The 20,491-nt window shown below is 69.5% G+C and carries 18 protein-coding genes; 5 read left to right on the forward strand and 13 right to left on the reverse strand.

The genetic code is table 11. The features are described 5' to 3' along the window. Position 1: 1 nt before the first annotated feature. The gene (locus ACGFIF_RS22570; protein WP_393156987.1) at positions 2-388 is read right to left on the reverse strand and encodes a hypothetical protein; all 387 of its coding nucleotides are present in this window, start codon (positions 386-388) and stop codon (positions 2-4) included. Positions 389-515: 127 nt separating this feature from the next. Between ACGFIF_RS22570 and ACGFIF_RS22575 the strand changes: the two genes are divergently transcribed. Then, entirely contained in the window at positions 516-710 is a 195-nt protein-coding gene (locus tag ACGFIF_RS22575; RefSeq protein ID WP_132212569.1) for a hypothetical protein, read from the forward strand. 25 nt (positions 711-735) lie between these two features. Further along, on the forward strand, positions 736-2,085 hold the full coding sequence (locus tag ACGFIF_RS22580) for a flotillin family protein (protein ID WP_393156989.1): 1,350 nt from the start codon (positions 736-738) through the stop codon (positions 2,083-2,085). A gap of 50 nt (positions 2,086-2,135) precedes the next feature. On the opposite strand, the gene ACGFIF_RS22585 is transcribed toward ACGFIF_RS22580, so the two are convergent. The 8 genes from ACGFIF_RS22585 to ffh all read right to left on the reverse strand — a co-directional run bounded on the left by ACGFIF_RS22585 (position 2,136) and on the right by ffh (position 12,459). Next, complete coding sequence (locus ACGFIF_RS22585) at positions 2,136-3,260, reverse strand: alpha-lytic protease prodomain-containing protein (RefSeq protein WP_393156991.1); 1,125 nt, start codon at positions 3,258-3,260, stop codon at positions 2,136-2,138. Between the two features lie 101 nt (positions 3,261-3,361). Further along, positions 3,362-4,000, reverse strand: a complete 639-nt coding sequence (locus tag ACGFIF_RS22590; protein ID WP_393156993.1) for a LuxR C-terminal-related transcriptional regulator — start codon at positions 3,998-4,000, stop codon at positions 3,362-3,364. Further along, on the reverse strand, positions 3,988-5,157 hold the full coding sequence (locus tag ACGFIF_RS22595; RefSeq protein WP_393156995.1) for a sensor histidine kinase: 1,170 nt from the start codon (positions 5,155-5,157) through the stop codon (positions 3,988-3,990). The genes ACGFIF_RS22590 and ACGFIF_RS22595 overlap by 13 nt, the downstream gene beginning before the upstream one ends. Positions 5,158-5,280: 123 nt before the next feature. After that, complete coding sequence (locus tag ACGFIF_RS22600; protein ID WP_393156997.1) at positions 5,281-6,654, reverse strand: N-acetylmuramoyl-L-alanine amidase; 1,374 nt, start codon at positions 6,652-6,654, stop codon at positions 5,281-5,283. Positions 6,655-6,784: 130 nt separating this feature from the next. Further along, positions 6,785-7,879, reverse strand: coding sequence for an amidohydrolase family protein (locus ACGFIF_RS22605; RefSeq protein WP_393156998.1), 1,095 nt, complete (start codon positions 7,877-7,879; stop codon positions 6,785-6,787). Between the two features lie 24 nt (positions 7,880-7,903). Then, positions 7,904-9,055 (reverse strand): lytic transglycosylase domain-containing protein, encoded by a 1,152-nt coding sequence (locus ACGFIF_RS22610; RefSeq protein ID WP_393157000.1) that lies wholly within the window; start codon positions 9,053-9,055, stop codon positions 7,904-7,906. 251 nt (positions 9,056-9,306) lie between these two features. Beyond that, positions 9,307-10,635, reverse strand: a complete 1,329-nt coding sequence (locus ACGFIF_RS22615) for a lytic transglycosylase domain-containing protein (protein WP_393157002.1) — start codon at positions 10,633-10,635, stop codon at positions 9,307-9,309. Positions 10,636-10,887: 252 nt separating this feature from the next. After that, complete coding sequence (gene ffh / locus ACGFIF_RS22620) at positions 10,888-12,459, reverse strand: signal recognition particle protein (protein ID WP_393157004.1); 1,572 nt, start codon at positions 12,457-12,459, stop codon at positions 10,888-10,890. Between the two features lie 143 nt (positions 12,460-12,602). Here ffh and ACGFIF_RS22625 point away from each other — a divergent pair, with 143 nt between their 5' ends. From ACGFIF_RS22625 to ACGFIF_RS22635, 3 genes are all read left to right on the forward strand, one after another. Beyond that, positions 12,603-13,055, forward strand: a complete 453-nt coding sequence (locus ACGFIF_RS22625) for a hypothetical protein (protein ID WP_393157006.1) — start codon at positions 12,603-12,605, stop codon at positions 13,053-13,055. 2 nt (positions 13,056-13,057) lie between these two features. Continuing rightward, positions 13,058-14,236: a hypothetical protein gene (locus ACGFIF_RS22630; RefSeq protein WP_393157008.1), complete on the forward strand. Its 1,179-nt coding sequence runs from the start codon at positions 13,058-13,060 to the stop codon at positions 14,234-14,236. A gap of 77 nt (positions 14,237-14,313) precedes the next feature. Beyond that, entirely contained in the window at positions 14,314-15,204 is an 891-nt protein-coding gene (locus ACGFIF_RS22635) for an arginase family protein (protein ID WP_393157010.1), read from the forward strand. Between the two features lie 21 nt (positions 15,205-15,225). Here ACGFIF_RS22635 and ACGFIF_RS22640 read toward each other — a convergent pair whose 3' ends face one another. The 4 genes from ACGFIF_RS22640 to ACGFIF_RS22655 are packed head-to-tail and all read right to left on the reverse strand — an operon-like array spanning position 15,226 to position 20,247. Further along, positions 15,226-16,284: a DUF2332 domain-containing protein gene (locus ACGFIF_RS22640; protein WP_393157012.1), complete on the reverse strand. Its 1,059-nt coding sequence runs from the start codon at positions 16,282-16,284 to the stop codon at positions 15,226-15,228. A 10-nt stretch (positions 16,285-16,294) separates the two neighbouring features. Beyond that, entirely contained in the window at positions 16,295-18,559 is a 2,265-nt protein-coding gene (locus ACGFIF_RS22645; protein ID WP_393157013.1) for a [protein-PII] uridylyltransferase, read from the reverse strand. Further along, the gene (locus tag ACGFIF_RS22650) at positions 18,560-18,898 is read right to left on the reverse strand and encodes a P-II family nitrogen regulator (RefSeq protein ID WP_132212583.1); all 339 of its coding nucleotides are present in this window, start codon (positions 18,896-18,898) and stop codon (positions 18,560-18,562) included. It lies immediately after the preceding gene. After that, on the reverse strand, positions 18,895-20,247 hold the full coding sequence (locus tag ACGFIF_RS22655; protein ID WP_393157659.1) for an ammonium transporter: 1,353 nt from the start codon (positions 20,245-20,247) through the stop codon (positions 18,895-18,897). Before ACGFIF_RS22655 ends, ACGFIF_RS22650 begins: the two co-directional genes overlap by 4 nt. Positions 20,248-20,491 lie beyond the last annotated feature (244 nt).

Here is a 20,491-nt window from a genome sequence, read left to right on the forward strand (position 1 = left end):
CTCATGCATCCGTCCCGGTGTGCTTGCGAACCCACGCATCAACCAGCTGCTGCTGGACCGCGTTGCTGGCACCGCTCAGCTCGATCGTGTCGCCGTCGATCGTGACCTTGACCGTCCGCCCGCCGCCGGACCGGCGCAACCAGTCGCGGACCACTGACACCACCGTGCCGAGCACCTGCAGACCAGGCTGGAGCGACACACTCAGCACCCCCGCGATGGCCGCGAGACCAGGCCCCCGCGAACCCTCCGGCACCTCACCCTCGCAATAGGGCTCGACCGCGCGGACGTCGAGCGTCAGCAGCTCCTGCCGCAGCAGCAAGGCCAACTCCTCGAGCCGAGCGTCGTCGGACCCCTCCTCGACGACCCCGACCCGGACTTCAGCTCCCATCAACCTCTCCCCCAACGCCCCCAGGCCGACCCAGTTCCAACGATGCGCCTGTACCGCCGCGGCCACAAGCTGTGATGGCACTAGGCTTCGGGAACTGAACTCGGCTGAGCTACGTCGGAGGGGCGTCATGGTGGGGAAGCGGGGACGCGTGATCGGCCGGATCGCACCGGGAATCGTCGGCGAGGTGATGCTGCCGGTCCGGGGTGCCACCGAGGCCTTCTACGCTTACCCGGCGACCGACGAGGTGATCGAGGTGGGCACCCCGGTGGTGGTGGTCGACTTCGACCCGCCCCGCACGGTCTACGTCGCTCGCGCCTTCTGAAACATCTTGTTCCCTTGGAGGGGAAATGCTCTGGACGTACCTGATCATCGGTGCCGTCGCGCTGGTGGTCCTGCTGATCCTGTTCCGGATGGTCTGGCGGGTGGCCGAACCGAACGAGGCCCTCATCATCTCCGGCCTCGGCGCGCACTCGAGCTCCGAGCAGGTCAACGAGACGCTCGGCTTCAAGATCGTCGTCGGCCGCGGCACCGCGGTGCTGCCCGGTTTCCAGACCGTACGGCGGTTGCCGCTGGACATCCGGGCCACGCCGCTGACGGTGACGTGTGTGTCCAGCCAGGGCATCCCGCTGCACATCAAGGGCGTCACGGCGTACAAGGTCGGTGACGACTACGGCTCGATCGCGAACGCGGCCCGGCGGTTCCTGGAGCAGAGCGACGAGCAGGTGATGAGCACCATCCACGAGCTGTTCGCGGGTCACCTGCGCGCGATCGTCGGTTCGACCACGGTCGAGGAGATGCTGCACGACCGGGAGACGCTGACCACGAACATCCGCGGCTCGCTGGCCGGCGACATGGAGAAGCTCGGCCTGGTGGTGGACTCGCTGCAGATCCAGGAGATCGACGACGAGTCCGGCTACATCAAGAACCTCGGCCGTCCGCAGGCCGCCGCGGTCGAGGCGGCCGCCCGGATCGCGCAGGCCGAGCGGGACCGGGAGGCGACCGAGCGCGAGCAGGTCGCAGCCGCGGCCAAGGCGGCCGCGGTCCGGCAGAGCTCGATCGCACAGGCCGGCTACCAGGCCGAGGTGGACCAGGCGAACTCGAAGGCCTCGCAGTCCGGTCCGCTGGCCGAGGCGCTGGCCCGGCAGGAGGTCGTCGTCGCCGAGACGGAGACCGCGAAGCTGAACGCGTCGCTGGCCGAGAAGCAGCTGGAGTCGACGGTGCTGAAGCCGGCCGACGCCGAGGCGTACCGGCAGCGCACGCTGGCCCAGGCCGCCCGGGACGCGCAGATCGCCGCGGCCGAGGCTCAGGCCCGTGAGGTCGCGCTGCGCGGTGAGGCCGAGGCGAAGGCGACCGAGCTGACCGGTAAGGCCGAGGCGGCCGCCGTCCAGGCGAAGGCGATGGCCGAGGCGGCCGGTATCAAGGCCCGCGCCGAGGCGCTGGCCACCAACACCGACGCGGTCGTCGCCCAGCAGCTGGCCGAGGCCTACCCGCAGATCGTCGCCGCGGCGGCGGGCTCGTTCGAGAAGGTCGGCAACATGGTCGTGCTGAACGGTGCCCAGGGCATCGAGGACACCCTGGTGAAGACCATCACGATGGGCGGTTCCGGTTTCGCCCTGGCCAAGCAGCTGATCGACTCGCTCTCGACCAGCAACGGCAACAAGCCCACCCTCGAGTCGGTTCCCAACGAACCTGCGTGACGCAACCGATCCCGGATCCCCGCGCGGCGGGGATCCGGGATCGTTGCGTTTCAGGCGGTGTGCAGAGTGAGTCCGTAGGCCGAGAGGATCTCGTTGACCGGCTGGAACCAGGTCTCCCCGCCGCTGCTGCAGTTACCCCAGCCACCGGAGGTGACGCCCTGGGCCTGGTCACCGGTGATGAACGACCCGCCGGAGTCACCGCCCTCGGCGCAGACGCTGGTCTTGGTCGCGCCGTGGAACAACTGGCCGTTGCCGTAGTTCACCGTCTCGTTCTTCGCCAGGATCTGGCCGCAGTGCCAATGGGTCGTCGACCCACTCCGGCAGACCGACGAACCGACGGGCGCCTCCCAGGAGCCGCGGACCAGTTGGTCGCTCACCTGGCCCCAGCCGAGCACCACCGGCACGGTCCACCAGCCGTTGCCGACCGACACCCAGCCGTAGTCGTTGTCGGGGAACGACCATCCGCGGAAGCTGCCCATGTCCGAGCCGTCCCAGCCGCGCACCGTGCCGCCGCGACCGCAGTGGCCGGCCGTGACGAAGCCGCCATGTACGGAGAACCCGATCGAGCAGCGGATGTTGCTGACGTAGTACGGGTCGCCGCCGACCGTGCCGGCCGCGAACGTCTGTGGTGCCTGGGCAGCCACCTCCCGGACCGTGACCGCGCCGGCCTTCGCGACCCTGGCCACGAACGCGTCGACGGCCGCGGAACGCTTACCTGCTTGCACATTGATCACGACGCTGCCTGTGCGCGGGTCAGCCGCCCAGCCACTGACCGCATCGGGTACCGCCTTGCCGGCCAGCTTGTCGACAGCTGCCTTGCGCCGGTCCAGCGCCGCAGCAGTCACCGGTACGGCGACGGTCTGCGCACCAGTCGCCTTCACCGCAGCCGCACGATCCTGCCCGGCCAAGCCGATCACCAGTTTCTGTGTGGTCGCGTCGAACCACGCGCCACCGAAGGCGGCGCCAGCAGCTCGCTGAGCGGCCGGAACGAGCTTGGCCGCGGCTGTTTCGGCCTGCAGGCGTTGCTTCATTTGCTGCTCGGTCAGACCGAGGTCTTGCTGCATGGCTGCCGCTTGACGCGGTACTGCGAGCGGCTGGTCAGGGCTCGCCGCTACGGCCTGGCTGGGGACGGTCACCGCACTCACTACGAGCACGGCGGCTAGAAGGACTTTCATCGGACTCTCCTCACCTAGGGGCGGTTCGGTGCGTGAGAGCGCTCTCGCACTTGAGAGTGGCCTACCGAGCACGACTCGTCAAGGGCGAATGACCGACGTTGTCAGAGGCCGAGGTGAGCCAGTACGGCGAGAACGCGGCGGTGACCGGAGTCGGTCGGGGGCAGATCGAGCTTGAGGAACACGTTGCCGACGTGTTTGTGGACGGCACCCTCGGAGATGACCAACTTCTCCGCGATCGCCGTGTTGCCGAGACCTTCGGCCATCAGCGCGAGCACCTCACGTTCGCGCGGCGTCAGCCGGTCCAGCGGACTGCTCCGCTTCACCATCAACTGGCTGACCACTTCCGGGTCGAGCACAGTCCCGCCGGCCGCCACCCGTCGCACCGCCTCCAGGAACTCGTCCACCCGGGAGACCCGGTCCTTGAGCAGGTAGCCGACGCCTTCACTCCCGGCGGCCAGCAACTCGGCGGCGTACACCTCTTCGACGTACTGCGAGAACACGAGCACCGGGAGACCCGGGCGGACCCGGCGGGCCTCGATGGCGGCGCGCAGGCCCTCGTCGGTGAACGTGGGCGGCAGCCGTACGTCGACGATCGCGATCTCCGGCGCGTTGTCGGCCATGACCTTCGCGAACTCGTCCGCGTCACCGGCGACCGCGACCACCTCGAAGCCGGAGTTGCCGAGCAGCAGGCTGAGGCCCTCGGCCAGGATCGGGTTGTCCTCCAGGATCACGACCCGCACGGCAGCACCACCTCGACCGTGGTCGGCCCACCGATCGGGCTCTGCAGCTCCAGCCGTCCGTCGATCGCTTCCACCCGGTGGAGCATGCCATGCAGACCACTCCCCCGGCCCAGCTGGTCGGACCCTTCGCCGATCCGCGCACCGCCGATCCCGTCGTCGGTGATCGCCAGGTAGAGCTCCGCACCACGCCGTTCCATCAGTACGTCGACATGCCCGGCCGCGGCGTGTTTGGTGATGTTGGTGAGCGACTCGGCAACGACGAAGTAGGCAGCGGCCTCCACAGCCGCCGGGACCTGCCCGAGCTCGCCCAGCCTGAGCTCCACCGGCAGTGGGCAGCGGGCGCACAGTGCGGAGACCGCTCCGGCCAGACCGCGGTCGGCGAGGATCGGCGGGTACATGGTCCGCAGTACGCCGCGCAGCTCGTTCATAGCCTGCTCTGCGCCGTCACGGGCGTCGTCGAGCAGGCTGGCAGCCTTCTCCGGGTCGTCGGCCATCATCTGCTTGGCGATGCCGATCCGCATGGCCAGAGAGACCAGCTGTGCTTGGGTGCCGTCGTGCAGGTCGCGTTCGATGCGACGCAGCTCGGCCCCGTGCGAGTCGACAGCACCTGCCCGGCTCCGGGTGAGCTCCTCCACTCGCTGCGTCAGCAGCTCGGCCTCACTGGGTGCCAGCACGTCGCGGACCGTCTGAGCGTGGCGACGCGCTACTGCGGGAGCACCCCAGCCCAGCAGGCCCAGGCTGACCAGAATCTGCAGCGGGCCGAGTGTGAGTGCTTCGAACCAGCTGTCGACGTCGAGACCCATCAGGCTGAAGTTGCCCGGGTCAAGCCACCACAGCGCCATGCCGGCGAGTGCGGCCGGCGCCCCGATCACCGCGATGACCGCCACGAACAGCTCGGGCACCATGAGCAGCGGCATCCACAGCAGCCACAGGCTGCGCTTCAAGGAGTTGCCACCGGGTTCAGCCGGCAGGTCCAGGTACCGGGAGGCTTGGGCCCGCTCGAGCTTCGCCAGCCGGACCAGACCCGCCCGTACACCGGGGACCCAGCTGAACAGCAGGCCCAGCGGGAGCGCCGCGAGGATGCCCAGACCCGTCAGGAAGCGGAGGGCGAGGTAGCCGCTGGCTCTGCCGCCACGGGACAGGATCTTGGTCAACATGCCTCAATCCTCCGGCACCAGCACACCCCAGTCGCTACAGCAGGCTCTACTCTTCACCCGGGCCTGCACTGGACCACGCTGACAAGGCCGAGGGCCCGGATCTCCCGGGCCCTCGGCCGTTCACTAGCACTCAGGTACGCCGGGGAGCTTCGGGTCGGGGTGGTCGATGTAGATGTTGGTCATGTAGCCACCCTGGTCGCGGAGCTTGGCCCACCAGTTGTTGGTGGTGCCTTCGGCGGTGACCGGGTCACCCTGCACCTGGCAGACGACGTACACCTGGGTCGGGCCGGGCAGTGTGGTCACGATCGAGGCGGACAGGCTGGGCGCCGAGCGGACCCGGACGCCGGTGCCGTAGGTGGTGAAGTTGTACTCCGGCGGGTTCGGATTCGCGCCGTTCACCAGCTCCATGTAGTAGTTCCAGTTCCAATTGGGACCCGGGTCGGTGTGGTCGTTGTTGGGCATCTCGCTGTGACCCTTGATGTGGGCCCGGTCCTTGGGGATGCCTCGGCGGTCGGCGATGTTCCTGGTCACCGCGGCCGACGAGCGGTACATCGCGTCGGTGAACCAGGACGGCTGGTCCACCCAGCCCTCGTGCTCGATGCCGATCGTGTACGGGTTCTCGGTCCGCACATGCCAGGCGGTGTCCTTCTCGGCCACCATCTGGGTGACCTGGCCGTCGCTGGACCGGATCACGTAGTGCGCGCTGACCTGGGCCGACGGGTTCTTGAACCAGCTGATCGTGCCGGCGTACGAGCCTTGGGTCACGTGGATGACGATCGTGGAGATCGCCGCGGTCCGGCCGACGCGGTAGTTGCTGGTGCTGGCCGGGTTCCAGATCGCGCCCGGGTAGTCGACGGCCGCGACCGAGGTCGGCGTCCGCGTCCCGAGTGGAGCGACCTTGGCGTAGGCGCCGCGGTCCGGGGTGACCTTCTTCGGCTCGGTGGTGACGCCCGCGGCGTTCACGCCCTGGCCGATGATCCGGTAGACCTCGTCGGTGTACAGCCGACCGGTCGGCGCGTCGGCGGAGTGCGAGTACTTCGCGATCACCTCGTACCACTGGCCGAGGTTCGACCTGTCGGTCAGCTTCGCGGCGTCGGCGTACGAGTCCAGGACGGCCGCGGCACCGAGGATGTTGGACGCGGTGTCCTTGGCCAGCTTCTCGACCGGCAGACCGGTGAGCTCGGTTGCCTGCGACATCGTCGGGTTCTTGTTGTTGCTGACCAGGTGCATGACGCCGTAGCCGTTCGCCTGGCTGGGCAGGCCTTTGTGACCGTCGAGGTGCGATTCGGCGTAGCCGACGCCGACGAGCACCTCCCGGGGTACGTCGTACTTGGCCGCTGCCGTCTCGAATGCGGCGGCGAGCTCGCTCGTGGACGACGTCGGGTCGACAGGCTCGGCCGCGTTGCTCGGCAGGGCACTCAGTGCGAGGGCGCCGGCGGCCGCGGTGGCGAGGAGGGCGGAGAGTCTGGACACGGGTACTCGGGCGGTTTTCCCCATGGGGCGGTTCCTTCCCTGATTCGGTCCGCCGAGGGGCGTCGGCGGTCCCGGAAGTCACGCTAGGCCAAATTCTTCCGCCGCGGCCAGGGTTTGAGTGAACTTTTTCCCGTCACGGCATGAATTCAGGCCATCACGCACTGAAGACCACCTTGCCACGCAGGAGGATCACCCGCGGGTGGCTCAGTACGGCGGGATTCGCCCGCGGATCCTCGTCGTACACGACGAGATCGGCCGGATCACCCGGCTGGAGGTTGCTCGGGGCACCCAGCCACTCGCGCGCGGCCCACGACCCGGCGGCCAGCGCCTGCTCGCCCGACAGGCCGATCCTCGTCAGCGCCTGGATCTCCTGCGCCACCAGGCCATGCCCGAGCACCCCGCCCGCGTCGGTCCCGGCATACACGGGTACGCCGGCCTCGTAGGCGTCCCGGAGCCGGACCAGGCGCTGGTCGTACAGCTCGCGCATGTGGGCCGCGTACACCGGGAACTTGGCGGCAGCCTGGTCGGCGTACTCCGGGAAGTTCTCCAGCTGGATCAGTGTCGGGACCACCGCGACACCGTGCTCGGCCATCCGGTCCAGCATCTCCGGGAGCAGGCCGGTCCCGTGTTCGATGCAGTCGATGCCGGCGGCAAGCAGGTCCGGCAGGGCGTGCTCACCGAAGACATGCGCGGTGACCCGGGCGCCGAGCTCGTGGGCGCGGGCGATCGCCGCATCGAGCGCCTCGGCCGGCCAGCAGGCGGTCAGGTCGCCGGCGTCGCGATCGATCCAGTCGCCGACCAGCTTGACCCAGCCGTCTCCACGCCGGGCCTCCTGCTCGACGTACGCGACCAGTTCCTCCGGCTCGATCTCCCAGCCGTAGTTGCGGATGTAGCGCTTGGAGCGGGCGATGTGACGGCCGGCCCGGATGATCTTCGGCAGGTCCTCGCGGTCGTCGAGCCACCGGGTGTCCGCGGCCGATCCCGCGTCCCGGACCAGTAGCGCACCGGCCTCCCGATCGGCGATCGCCTGCTGCTCCTGGGTCTCCCGGCCGACGGCACCGTGCTGGTCCAGCCCGATGTGACAGTGCGCGTCGACCAGACCGGGCAGGATCCAGCCGCCGGTGTGGACGGTACTGACATCGGCAGCGGTGGGCCGGTCGACGACCAGCCCACCGCTGAGGTGGAGCTCCTGCCGCTCGCCGGCCGGCAACACCGTGCCGACGAGCCTGAGTACGCCGGTTTCCGTCATACCGCGACGTTAACCGGAGGAGTGTCAGCCGTGCGAGCCGCCGCCCGGGGTGCAGGTCGGCGTGGTCGGATCGGCCGACGAGCACGGCGAACTGGTCGGCGTGTCCGACGGGGTCGGAGTCGGTGTCGGGGTGGGAGTCGGTGTCGGGGTCGGCGTCGGCGTGGGAGTCGGCGTCGGGGTCGGCGTCGGCTTCGTCGGCGGCCGGGTCGGCTTGTGCGTCGGCTCCTTGGTCGGCGTGTCCGCCGGGTCCGGAACCGTAGGCTCGTCCGTCGTGGTCGGCGCGGTCGGCTTCGGCTTCGGCGTGGTGGACGTGGCCGGCTTGCTGTCGTCCGGGATGTCCGGCACCTCGCGTGGGTCGACCTTGCGCTCGGCGTTACCGGTTGCCCTGGGCACCGACAGGCTGCCCTTCTCGTTCGGCACCAGCACCGCGTTCTTGCTGTAGACCCGCATCCACTTCAGCACGGTGGCGACGAAGTCCTTGGAGTGCTGGTATCGCAGCAGCGACGCGACCAGGTCCCGCGGCCGCTTCAGGTCGTCGCCCTCCGAGCACAGGTACACCGCGACCGTGGTGACCGCGTCGTACACGTTGTTCGGGTTGCGGAAGCCGTCACCGTTGCCATCGGCGCCGAACTCGGTCCACACCTGCGGGATGATCTGCATCGGGCCGACCGCGCGGTCCCAGGTCAGATCGGCGTCGTACCGGCCCTTGTCGGAGTCGGTGATCCGGCCGTTGCCACCGCGACCGTTCAGCACCGGGCCGAGGATCTTGCCCCGGGTGGTGCCGGCCACGTCGACCCGGCCGCCGCTGGCGTGGTCGGACTCGACCTTGCCGATCCCGGCCAGCAACGGCCAGGTGAGCCCACAGTTCGGCCGGACCACGGCGAGATTCGCGGTGGCGCGGCGATAGGCGGGGAACACCCCGCGCGGGATGCCGTTGACGGCATCCGGTCGTCCCGGCCGGACCACGGACCGGCCGTCGGTCGCACCCTGGACGGGCACGTCGGCACGGGCCGGCTTGTCCGAACCGAGCCGGCCGTCCACTCCGGGACGCTGCGGGACGATCATCGTCAGTTCGTCGAACTCACCGCTGTTCAGCCCGGCTCCAGGCGATGGGGCAACCGGGCTGTCCGCCGCGAGCTGACCGGAGGCACCGGCCCCGCCCGAGGCGACTGTCACGATGGCCCCGACCAGGAGAGGGGCCGTGCACAGTGAAGCGATGATGATTTTGACCCGACGGTTTCCACTACGGGTTAGGCGCATAGTCCCCTCAACGATCTATACGCCAGAAAGTTACATCAAGTCGACGCAAAGTTACCTGACCCGCCAACACCCCCGACAACGGGCACCACTCAGGCGTGAATCGGCGGGCTGAGGACCCGCGAGACGCAGGTAATCTGCCCGCTTACCCCGGCTGAAACCCTACCGGTTCAGCTACCCGCCTGAGGCGCCTGCTCCGGAGTGGACTCGGAGCTCGGGTCGCCCGCGGGCGCCGTCGTGCACGGCTCCGGGGTCGGGGTGACCGTCGGCGTCTCGGTGGGTGTGGTGGTCGCCGTCGGCGTGCAGGTCGGGTCCGGAGTCGGGGTGGGCGTCGGCGTCGGAGTCGGAGTCGGAGTCGGCGTCGGTGTCGTGGTCGGCGTCTCCGACGGCGTGCCGGGGGTGTTGGTCGGCGGAGTCGTCGGGGTGTTCGACGGCGGCTTCGGCGTCGCCGTCATCGGGGGCTTCGGCGTCGTGGCCGGCGGCTTCGACGTAGCGGGCGGCTTCGACGTCGTGCTCTGCGACGGGATCGGCGTGCTCGGCTGGACCGTCGGCGTGGTCGTCGGGGTCGTCGCCGGGGTGGAGGTGTCCGTCCGGGTCGGGTCGTTCGACTCGTCCACGTTGCCGTTGTCGTCGACCGGCGGGTTGATGATGCCGTCGGTGTCCGGGATCGTCACCGTCTGGTTGGCGTAGGTCTGCATCCACCGCAGCACCGTCGACACGTAGTCCATCGAGTGGTTGTAGCGCAGCACCGCCTGCACCAGGCCCTGCGGATCGGACAGATTCGCCCCACCCGAGCACAGGTAGTCGCCGGCCGCCCGGGCCGCGTCGTACACGTTGTGCGGGTCCTTGGTCCCGTCACCGTTGCCGTCCGCCCCGAAGGCCGCCCAGGTCCCCGGGATGAACTGCATCGGCCCGACCGCACGGTCCCAGGCCGTGTTCCCGTCGTACAGACCCTGATCGGTGTCGGTGATCGCAGCCATTCCCGGACCGCCGTCGAGGACCGGACCGAGGATCTTGCCGCGGGTGTTCCCGTTCGGCTCGACCCTGCCGCCGCTGGCGTGCGCGGACTCGACCTTGCCGATCCCGGCCAGCAACGGCCAGGTGATGTGACAACCCGGCATCGCCACGGCCAGCTCGTTGGCAGCCTTCTGGTACGCCGCCAGCACGGTCCCCGGAATGCCCGACGGGTTGCCGGTGACCCCTGGGATCGGCTGCACCGGGCCGTCGACCGCACCGGTCACCGGCACCTGGATCTGCGACTTCTGCTGGGTCGGCAGACTGCCGTCGGCACCCGGCTGCGTCGGTAGCTGGTCGACCAGGTCGTCGAACTGCGCGTCCTGGCGCGGCTGGGCCAGCGCGTGCGCGTCGACGATGAACGTGTTCGAGGTGACGCCACCGGCGACGAAGACGGCAACCATGGCGGTAGGCGGCGCCAAGATGACCCAGGTGGCGGTCAACTTACCCCGCCACGTGTCCAGGTTCTTGAACTGCTGCCTCATCCGAGCCGTCCTTCGACGTGTTCCGCAGTACCGGGTGTTCGGGCGTAGGCACGATCTTAGTCGCCAGAGGGTTATGGACAACCGGTAACGGTGCGCCATTTCATGGCCGCGCCTCCGGCACGGCGTGGTTGTGGGGCCTCGGCTCCCGGCCTTCCCTCGTCGCTCCAGTCGCTCCGCTCCCTGCGCTCCTCAGTCCAGGCCGGGAGGCCCCACAACCGTACGACCGAATCGGCCACCGCGGCGACGGTTCACCTACTGGCCGCCGAGCATCTTTTTCAGGTCGTCCGGGAGCTCGAAGTCGTCGCCGGTCTGGCCGGCGCCGCCGAACGCGGCGGGCAGCTGGCCCGGCTGCGGCGCGGACGGCTGCTGGTTGGCCTGGCCGGCTCGCTTGGCCGGGTTGCCCGAGCCGCGCTTCCTGCCCTTCTTCGCCTGCTGCTTCGCCTTCCGGGCGCCGCCGCCACCGCCGGCCATCCCCGGCATCCCGGGCATTCCCGGCATCCCGGGCATGCCCTTGCCGGTCGCCATCGCGTTCATCATCTTGCGGGCCTCGAAGAACCGCTCGACCAGCCCGCTGACGGTGGCGACCTCGGTGCCGGAACCCTTCGCGATCCGGGCCCGGCGGGAGCCGTTGATGATGTTCGGATCGGTCCGCTCGGCCGGCGTCATCGAGTGGATGACCGCCTCGATCCGGTCGATCTCGCGCTCGTCGAAGTTCTCCAGCTGGTCCTTGAACTGGGACGCGCCGGGCAGCATGCCGAAGATCTTGGTCAGCGGGCCCATCTTGCGGACCGACTGCATCTGGGCGAGGAAGTCGTCCAGGGTGAAGTCCTTGCCGCCCTTCTTCTGCAGCTTGGCCGCGGTCTTGGCGGCCTCCTCCGCGTCGAAGGTCTGCTCGGCCTTCTCGATCAGGCTGAGCACATCACCCATGCCGAGGATGCGCGAGGCCATCCGGTCGGGGTGGAAGACGTCGAAGTCCTCGAGCTTCTCGCCGTTCGAGGCGAACATCACCTGGCGGCCGGTCACCTGCGCGATCGACAGCGCGGCACCACCGCGGGCGTCACCGTCCAGCTTGGACAGCACGACGCCGTCGAAACCGACCCCGTCCAGGAACGCCTGGGCTGTGGTGACCGCGTCCTGACCGATCATCGCGTCGACCACGAACAGGATCTCGTCCGGTGTGACCGCGTCGCGGATGTCGGCGGCCTGCTTCATCAGCTCCTCGTCGACACCCAGCCGGCCGGCCGTGTCGACGATCACCACGCTGTGCTGCTTGGTCCGGGCCTCGTCCATCGCCCGGCGGGCCACGTCCACCGGGTCGCCGACGCCGTTGCCCGGCTCGGGTGCGAAGACCGGTACGCCGGCCCGGTCGCCGACCACCTGCAGCTGGGTCACCGCGTTCGGCCGCTGGAGGTCGGCCGCGACCAGCATCGGCGTCTGGTGCCTGGTCTCCTTCAGCCACTTGGCCAGCTTCCCGGCCAGGGTGGTCTTACCGGCACCCTGCAGACCGGCGAGCATGATCACCGTCGGCGGCCGCTTCGCCATCCGCAGCTCGCGGGTCTCGCCGCCGAGGATCGTGACGAGCTCCTCGTTGACGATCTTGATCACCTGCTGCGCCGGGTTCAGCCCGCCGCGCACGTCGGCGCCGCTGGCCCGCTCCCGGACCGCCGCGATGAACTCCTTCACCACCGGCAGCGCGACATCCGCCTCCAGCAGCGCGATCCGGATCTCCCGCGTCGTCGCGTCGATATCGGCATCGGTCAACTTGCCCTTGCCACGCAGGTTCTTGAAGGTGGCCGACAACCGATCGGAAAGCGTATCGAACACGAAAAAGTCCGTTCTCCAGAGAAAACCCAGTACAACCCCACCGAGTCTACCGACCGTGCGTCCTGTGGATAACTCCCGCGGGCACCGGCTGTCGTCGCCGGCCCCCGCGGGCCTCCCGGCAGCTAAGGTGCTGGGGACGGTGTGTGACGAGCAGGGGGCAGGTGCCGATGGAGTTCGAGCGGTTCAAGCAGGAGTACGTCGCGGCGCGCGAGGAGTTGTCGGCCGGGAGCATCCCGGACGTCGCCGGCGTGCAGGCGCAACTGCGGGAGATGGCCGCCACGTTGTCCGACGAGACCGATCTCCGGGTCGCGGAGGGCCTGATCGAGCAGCTGACCGCGGCGACGCCGACCGACTCCGGGCAGTCGCCGGAGATGGCCGAGGCCCTGCGGGTGCTCGACACGGCCGACTTCGACACCGGCACGAAGGAGCAGCGGCTGGCCGCGCTGACCGCCGCCCGGCAGCAGATCTGGGCGATCGCGGACCGGGCCGGCCGGGACAGCGGCGCCATTCGTGGACTCACCCGTGGGCTGGAGAAGTCCGAGGAGCTGCTGACCGAGGGTCCGCCCTGGGCTGATGAGGAAACGGCCGGAGCCTGACCGTGGTCAGCAACGAGGGCATGGTCCGGATCGAGCCGTCCTCGGCGACCTATCAGGAGTTCGCCCGGCTCTACCGGATCGCCCAGGAGCTGCACCCGGGCGGCGAGGATCGCTGGAACGGCGAGTTGTACGCCCGCACCGACGACAAGTGGGGCGGGATGGCGCCCGACGGCACGATGCGCCTGAACCAGGATCTGGTCCTCGACCACCTCACCGGCGGCGAGCTCGGCGACGATCCTGAGCGTCAGGCGCAGGCCCTGGCCACCGTCCTGCACGAGTCCAAGCACGCCCGGGCCGGAATCGACGCCCAGGACGAGCCGAACGCGGTCCGGCGGCGGGAGTCGTTCGGACTGAACGAGGGTCTGACCGAACTCGCCACCATGGAGGACTTCGGCGAGTTCGCCCAGCGAGCCGGGTACGACGGTTTGCCGCAACCCCAGCCCGAGTACGCCGGCGCCGTACATGCCACCTCCGAGTTGCTGAACCGAGCGACCTCGTCCGAGCAGGAGCGCACGCAACTCCTGCATTCGGCGATCGACCAGCCCGTCGTGATGGGCTGGGATGCCGTGGCGGACCACGTCGTCCGCAACGAGCTCGCCGATGTCGTGCCGCCGGACCCGGAGCACCAGCAGGCGGCTCGGGCACACGTGGTCAATCAGATGGCGGTCGGCGAATGGGACGGGGTCCAGAACCGCCCTGGCCGCGGACCGCTGACCGCGGACCTCGCCACGGCCGGCGTGGACCGGGCGGTCGGGCAGCTCCGCGAGCACTACCAGAACAACCCCGGCGAGCCGTATCCGGCGAAGGCCCCCAACCCGGCGGCCGCGCTCTCGACCGAAGCCGGCAACGGTGGCGAGCAGGCCCGCGTCAACGGGCAGGAGCAGGCCCGCACTGCCGGCCGGAGCGAGACGGTCGACCTGAGCAAACTTCCGCCACCCGCGGCCGGCACCCGCGTCGAGCGCGCAACTGCCGGCGCCGAGCAGGCTGCGCCGGCCGGGGTCGGCGGACGTGCCGACTCCATGCGCTTCCTCGCCGACCAGGCACCCGCCGCCGGGGCGACAAACCATCGCCCCTCGCTCGGACAGGGCGCCCGCGGCGCCGGAGCACCGGCCGGCGCGGGGGTCGCCAAACCCGGCCTCGACAAAGGTGCGACGCCACCCGACCGCGGCGGGCGCGGGTAACAAGCCGATTGACAGGGTGCCCACCGGGGCACCACGATCTAACCGGTAATCGATGATCTAACGGTTAGGGGGGTGTGATGGCGAAGAGCCGGGTCGTGCTGGACGGGCCTTCCAACCTGGGCTTGAGGCCGCCGGTGACAGGCGCCGTACCGGGGTGTTACAAGCTGGCGGGCGCGATCCGGGATCAGGGGTTCCTCCAGCGGATCGGAGCCGGGGACGCCGGCTGCGTGACGCCGCCCCGGTATGACCGGGAGGGGTGGAAGCCGGGGGACGGGGTGTTCAACGCCGAGGGAATCGCGACGTACACGGTGAAGCTGGCAGACCGGTTGACGAAGCTGTTCGACGAAGAGCGATTCGTGGTCCTGCTGGGCGGTGAGTGCAGCAACGTGCTCGGTCCGGCGTTGGCATTGAAGCGGCGCGGGCGGTACGGCGTCGTCTACCTGGACGGGCACTCGGACTTTCGCACGGTCGACAACTCACCGCACGTCGGGGCCGCCGGTGGCGAGGCGCTCGCCTTGATCACCGGACGCGGGCAGGCGGATCTCACCGATCTCGAGCAACAGGGCCCGTACACCCGCGACACTGACGCGGCGCTGCTCGGCATCCGGGCGGACGACGAGTACGTCGGCGACGTGGAGGCAGCCGGGATCCCGGTCTGGCCGGCCCTCAAGATCGCCGAGGACGCGGCCGCGGCAGCGAGCGGTGTGCTGCAGCACCTCGAGCGGGACGAGCTCGACGGGTTCTGGGTGCATCTCGACGTCGACATCCTGGACGCGAAGATCATGCCGGCGGTCGACAGTCCCGACCCGGGCGGGATCGATCACGCCCAGCTCGCCGAGCTGCTGCGACCGTTGCTTGCGGCACCCACCTGCCGGGGTATCGACATCGGCATCTTCGACCCCGACCTGGACCCGGACGGCAGCTACGCCGCCGAGCTCACCGACACCCTGGTGGCGGCCCTCAGCTGAACGCCGCCCGGCAACAAGGGCTTACTTGACCTCGATGGGAAGTTCCCAGACCAATCCCTGGCCATGCGGCTCGGCTCGGCCGAGGATTCGCCGTACGCCGCCCGGCCAGAGCTGCAGCTCCACCAGGAAGTCGTAGGGCCCGCCCGGCGTCCGGGGAAGCGGCTCGAGCCGCAGGCGGGCCAACGGCGACGACTCCCCTGCCGTGGCTCCGAGCTCAGCAAGCCGAGCCTCCACCGCCGCCCGGTCGTCGCGGGTCAGGTACTGCCACATGATCGAGTGCCACACGACGGTCACGTGCCCGCGGGACAACTCAAGCCCGTGCAGGAACGAGACCGCGTCCTCCCGCCGTACGTCGGCCGGGACTTCACGGGCGATCTCCAGGGCCCCGCGCAGCCGGGCCAGTCGCACAGGCATGTCCGGCCACACGTACGACGTCAGAGTGCGCGCACCGTCCTCGGTCAGCGGGTTCACCGGCGCGATGTCGCTCCCGACCCGCTCAGCGATCCGCAACGGCACCGGCTTCAGCGACTGACCCGACCAGGCCTCGTCAAAGACCACCGGACTGTCCACGGCACCGAAGGACGTCCCGTCGGGCGCGTCGTACCGGAAGTGGTCCGCCCGCAGGTTGAGTCCGCCACTCGCCCCGATCTCGAACAACCGCACCGGCAGCGGCACAGCGTCGACCAACTGCAGCAGGCCGCCGTACAGCGCGGCAGCCCGGCCTACCTCGTTGGTCTGCGGCGGCTGGGTCAGCAATGACCGCAGCTCGGCCGACCGGGACTGCAGCACCTGCTCGAACGCCTCCCACCCGAGCACTGAGTCCCACGATCCGCCCACGCTCGGATAGAACGCAGCAAGCTCCGGCGCCTCCCCTGCCAGTACAAGCCGGTGCACAGAGCCCAGCAGCCGCAGGGCGATCGCATCACCGAACGAGCGGTCCTCATAGCCGGCCAGTACGCCGGTGGACACCCCACCGACCTCGTAGTCGTCCACAAGGAGCCGGCACAGCTCGGCGTACATCGACGACCCGAGGTCCTCGCAGGCAACCGCTTGACGCTGGAGTGTCTCTACGACATGCACAGTGCCGAGACTAGAAGGTCAGACGATCCAGGACGGTCTTTGCCGTCGTGCGCGCGTCTTCGTCGTCCAGCGGCGAGCCGTGGCTGTCGGTGAGGTAGAAGACGTCCACACACTCAGCACCCAGCGTGCTCACGTGAGCCGAGCGGATGTCAGCACCTGTGGATGCGATCGCCGAGGTGACGTCGTACAGCAGGCCCGGGCGGTCGTGTGCTCGCACCTGCAGCACAGTGGCCGTCTCCGATGCACCAGGCAACAGATCCACCCGGCTGGCGACTCGTACCTTCGCCGCAGACGAGTCGCGCGCGGCCAAACGCCGTACCAGGTCGGTGTCGTCGCGCAGGGCCACCGCAAGCCGGTCCCGCAACCGCACTGGGTCGGGCGGCGAGCCGGCCACGGTCCACTGCGAGATCCCCAGCCCTTCGACGGAGGTGATGACCGCAGACCGTACGGCGAGCCGCTCAACCGCAAGCACAGCCGCCACCGTCGACAGCGTGCCCACTTGATCGGGTACGGCGACATTGACCCGCAAGTCACCGAGATGCTCGGAGACGGTCACGCCGAGCCGTCCAACTCCGACGATCTGGTGCAGCGTGGGCACGGGGATCGGCGGAGCATCGGTCCACATGCTCTCCCCTCCCCCGGACAGCTCACTGCGCACGCGTCGGCACAGCTCACCGACCAGCCGCATCCGCCACGGCGATGATGCCGCAGGGCCGGCCGCACGCGCGTCGGCGTACGTGAGGGCTTCCAGCAGGTCCAAAGTCTCTGTAGTGCGGACGATCCCGACAACCAGCTCAACAGTCATGGGGTCGTCCAGGTCCCTCCGGGTAGCGACCTGCGCAAGCATCAGGTGCTGCCGGACCAGCAGTGCGATCGTGTCCGCGTCCGACTCCCCGAACCCGAGCCGGCGAGCCACTCGCCCCGCGATCACCGCGCCTGTCACGCTGTGGTCGCCTTCGACCGCCTTACCGAGGTCGTGCAGCAGTGCGGAGACCAGCAGCAAGTCAGGCCGCCGTACGTCGCGGACCATCTTCGAGGCCTCGACACACGTCTCCAGCAGGTGCCGGTCGACCGTGAACCGGTGGATGGCCGATTGCGGCGGCCGGAACCGCACGGTGTCCCACTCCGGCAGGATCCGCGAGATGTACCCGGCCTGGTCCAGCGCCTCCCACACCTCGAGCAGACCGCTGCCCGCACCCAGCAGAGCGCACAGCAGCCGCCGCGCCTCACCCGGCCAGGGTTCAGGAAGCGCCAGCGCCCGATTAGCCAGCCGTCCACAGACAGCAGGCGACAAGACGAGCTCTCGGTCCGCAGCAACGGCAGCAGCCCGCAGGCCCAGTACTGCGTCCCGCTCTGGTCGCGCGTCCGGCATCAGTACGACTTCACCCTCGTGCTGGCCGACTCCCTCGTCGAGTGCCAGCAGCAACGGTCCACCGGTCCGCTGACGACGCCGGGACCGAGGCGGCCGGGTCATCAGGCTCTCGATCCGCCGCCAGGACACGTCGCACACGTGCGCGAGCGTCCGGCCGGTCGAGTACACGTGCCGCAGAAGCTCGTCCCGCCCATCCATGCCCAGCCCCGCGGCAACCTCTCCAGACACGTCAGCAACGAGCCTGTCAGTGGAACGCCCCGCAACCGTGTGCAGCTCGTCGCGGATCTCCAGCAGGTCCAGTCGCGCCCGCTCCACCACCGGGTGCGGTACGTCGATCAGCCACGACGCCACCAAGGCACGCAGTACGACGGCATCCCGCAGACCGCCGTACGCCTCCTTCAGGTCGGGCTCCGCCAGGTGTGCGAGCTCTCCGACGGTCGAGGCACGGTCCTTGCACGCCTCAGCCAGTGCAGGCAGCCGAGTCTTGGCAGTCCGGCGCCAGTCGGCCATCAGCACGGACCGCAGCTGCAGTGTGAGGTGTGAGTCTCCCGCGACGTGCCGTGCGTCCAGCAGGCCGAGGGCGACCCGGATGTCGTCGGCAGCCGCCTTCTGGGCCTCCGCGACCGTGCGGACACTGTGGTCCAGCCTGGTCCGCGAGTCCCACAGCGGGTACCAGATCTGTGCGGCCAGCTCGTCCACCCGTGGGTACCCCTCGGCGTGCACGAGCATCACGTCGAGGTCGCTGTACGGCGACAGCTCCTCCCGGCCGTAGCCGCCGACAGCGACCAGCGCGACGCCCTCGGCAGGTACACCGAGGGCGTCGCAGGCTTTCGAGAGGAGCAGGTACAGCAGCGCGTCGGCCTCCTCGGCACGGACGCGCCGCTGTGCTGCTCGATCAACCATCTACAGTGCGTCGCCGTCGAGCTCGCCGGTGCGCACCCGGACGATCGACTCCACCGGAGTCACCCAGACCTTGCCGTCACCGATCTTGCCGGTCTGCGCGGCCTTGACGATCACGTCCACCACGTCCGCGCTGTCGCCGTCCTCGACGACGACCTCGACCCGGACCTTCGGGACCAGGTCCACCTCGTACTCCGCGCCGCGGTAGACCTCGGTGTGGCCCTTCTGCCGGCCGTAGCCGCTGGCCTCGGTCACCGTCATGCCGGTGACGCCGAACGTCTCCAGCGCGGCCCGGACGTCCTCCAGCTTGTGCGGCTTGACCACCGCGGTGATCAGCTTCATGCGTTCGCACCTTCCTTCGAAGCCTCAGTGGTCTCATTGTCGTCGACCTCGGCCGCGGCCTGCGGCCGGGCGAGCGGGCTGTGGCCGCGCAGGCCGGACGCCCCGAGGAAGTCGTACGCCGTCTCCGCGTGCTCGACCTGGTCGACACCGGCGACCTCGTCGTCCTCCTTGACCCGGAAGCCGATGGTCTTGTCGATCACCTTGCCGAGCAGGAAGGCGACGGTGAAGGAGTACACCGCGACCACCAGGTTGGCCAGTGCCTGCTTGCCCAGCTGCGAGGCGCCACCACCGTAGAACAGACCGTCCACGGCCGACGGCGCGGCCGCCGTACCCAGGAAGCCGATCGCCAGCGAGCCGACCAGACCGCCGACCAGGTGGACGCCGACCACGTCGAGGGAGTCGTCGAAGCCGAACTTGTACTTCAGCGAGACCGCGAAGGCGCAGATCCCGCCGGCCACGAGGCCGAGGATGATCGAGCCGACCGGCGTGAGCGCACCACAGGCCGGGGTGATCGCGACCAGACCGGCGATCGCACCGGAGGCCATGCCCAGCGTGGTGGCCTTGCCGTGCCGGATCCGCTCCACGATCAGCCAGCCGATCACGGCGGCCGCGGTGGCGACCTGGGTGTTGACGAACGTCACCGCGGCGGTGGTGCCGGCGCTCAGCGCGGAGCCCGCGTTGAAGCCGAACCAGCCGAACCACAGCAGTGCGGCACCGAGAACGACCAGCGGCAGGCTGTGCGGTCGCATCGGGTCCTTGCGCCAGCCGATCCGCTTGCCCAGCACGATCGCCAGGGCCAGCGCGGCCGCACCGGCGTTCACGTGCACCGCCGTACCGCCGGCGAAGTCGATCGCGCCCAGCTTGTCGCCGATCCAGCCGCCGTTGCCGTCGTCCAGGAACCAGACCGAGTGCGCGACCGGGAAGTACACCAGCGTCGTCCAGCCCACCACGAACACGATCCAGCCGCGGAACGAGGCCCGGTCGGCGATGGCGCCCGAGATCAGCGCCGGCGTGATGATCGCGAACATCAGCTGGAAGGCGACGAAGGCGAGCGTCGGGATCGTCCCGCTCACCGCGTCGGGCGAGATCAGGCCGGACAGGCCGACCTCGGAGAAGTTGCCGATCACGTGCCCGGTGTCACCACCGAACGTCAGTGAGTAACCGACCAGCACCCACAACAGTGTGACGACGGCGATGGTGATGGCGCTCATCATCATCATGTTCAGCACGCTCTTGACGCGCACCATGCCGCCGTAGAAGAAAGCCAGGCCCGGTGTCATCAGCATCACCAGGGCGGCGCTTACCAAGACCCAGGCGGTATCGCCGGCGTTGATCTCCATCAACGTCATCCCTTCCATCGATCTGGGGGTGGCCGGCGTCCTCAGTCGGGAGAACTCCACAACACCGGGGAGCCCGCGCTCAGCCACACCGCAAACGGTGTCGGCGCGCCGTTTCAGCCGATCGGTCCGTTTGTTTCAGGCATGTGACAAACCGGGCGTTCAGGTGACATCGGCGTGACATCGGCGAAGTTGTGGCACTCTGGCCTGGACCACACGGGCCCGCAGCCGCGCCACTGCACCCGTCCGAGCTGGG

The sequence above is a fragment of the Kribbella sp. NPDC049174 genome, from assembly GCF_043197365.1.
In the GTDB taxonomy this organism is placed as follows: Bacteria; Actinomycetota; Actinomycetes; order Propionibacteriales; family Kribbellaceae; genus Kribbella.

Coding starts and splice junctions, on each gene's coding strand:
- ACGFIF_RS22570 (WP_393156987.1), bottom strand. CDS start 388: ATGGGAGCTGAAGTCCGGGTCGGGGTCGTCGAGGAGGGGTCCGACGAC.
- ACGFIF_RS22575 (WP_132212569.1), top strand. CDS start 516: ATGGTGGGGAAGCGGGGACGCGTGATCGGCCGGATCGCACCGGGAATC.
- ACGFIF_RS22580 (WP_393156989.1), top strand. CDS start 736: ATGCTCTGGACGTACCTGATCATCGGTGCCGTCGCGCTGGTGGTCCTG.
- ACGFIF_RS22585 (WP_393156991.1), bottom strand. CDS start 3,260: ATGAAAGTCCTTCTAGCCGCCGTGCTCGTAGTGAGTGCGGTGACCGTC.
- ACGFIF_RS22595 (WP_393156995.1), bottom strand. CDS start 5,157: ATGTTGACCAAGATCCTGTCCCGTGGCGGCAGAGCCAGCGGCTACCTC.
- ACGFIF_RS22600 (WP_393156997.1), bottom strand. CDS start 6,654: ATGGGGAAAACCGCCCGAGTACCCGTGTCCAGACTCTCCGCCCTCCTC.
- ACGFIF_RS22605 (WP_393156998.1), bottom strand. CDS start 7,879: ATGACGGAAACCGGCGTACTCAGGCTCGTCGGCACGGTGTTGCCGGCC.
- ACGFIF_RS22615 (WP_393157002.1), bottom strand. CDS start 10,635: ATGAGGCAGCAGTTCAAGAACCTGGACACGTGGCGGGGTAAGTTGACC.
- ACGFIF_RS22635 (WP_393157010.1), top strand. CDS start 14,314: ATGGCGAAGAGCCGGGTCGTGCTGGACGGGCCTTCCAACCTGGGCTTG.
- ACGFIF_RS22645 (WP_393157013.1), bottom strand. CDS start 18,559: ATGGTTGATCGAGCAGCACAGCGGCGCGTCCGTGCCGAGGAGGCCGAC.
- ACGFIF_RS22650 (WP_132212583.1), bottom strand. CDS start 18,898: ATGAAGCTGATCACCGCGGTGGTCAAGCCGCACAAGCTGGAGGACGTC.
- ACGFIF_RS22655 (WP_393157659.1), bottom strand. CDS start 20,247: ATGACGTTGATGGAGATCAACGCCGGCGATACCGCCTGGGTCTTGGTA.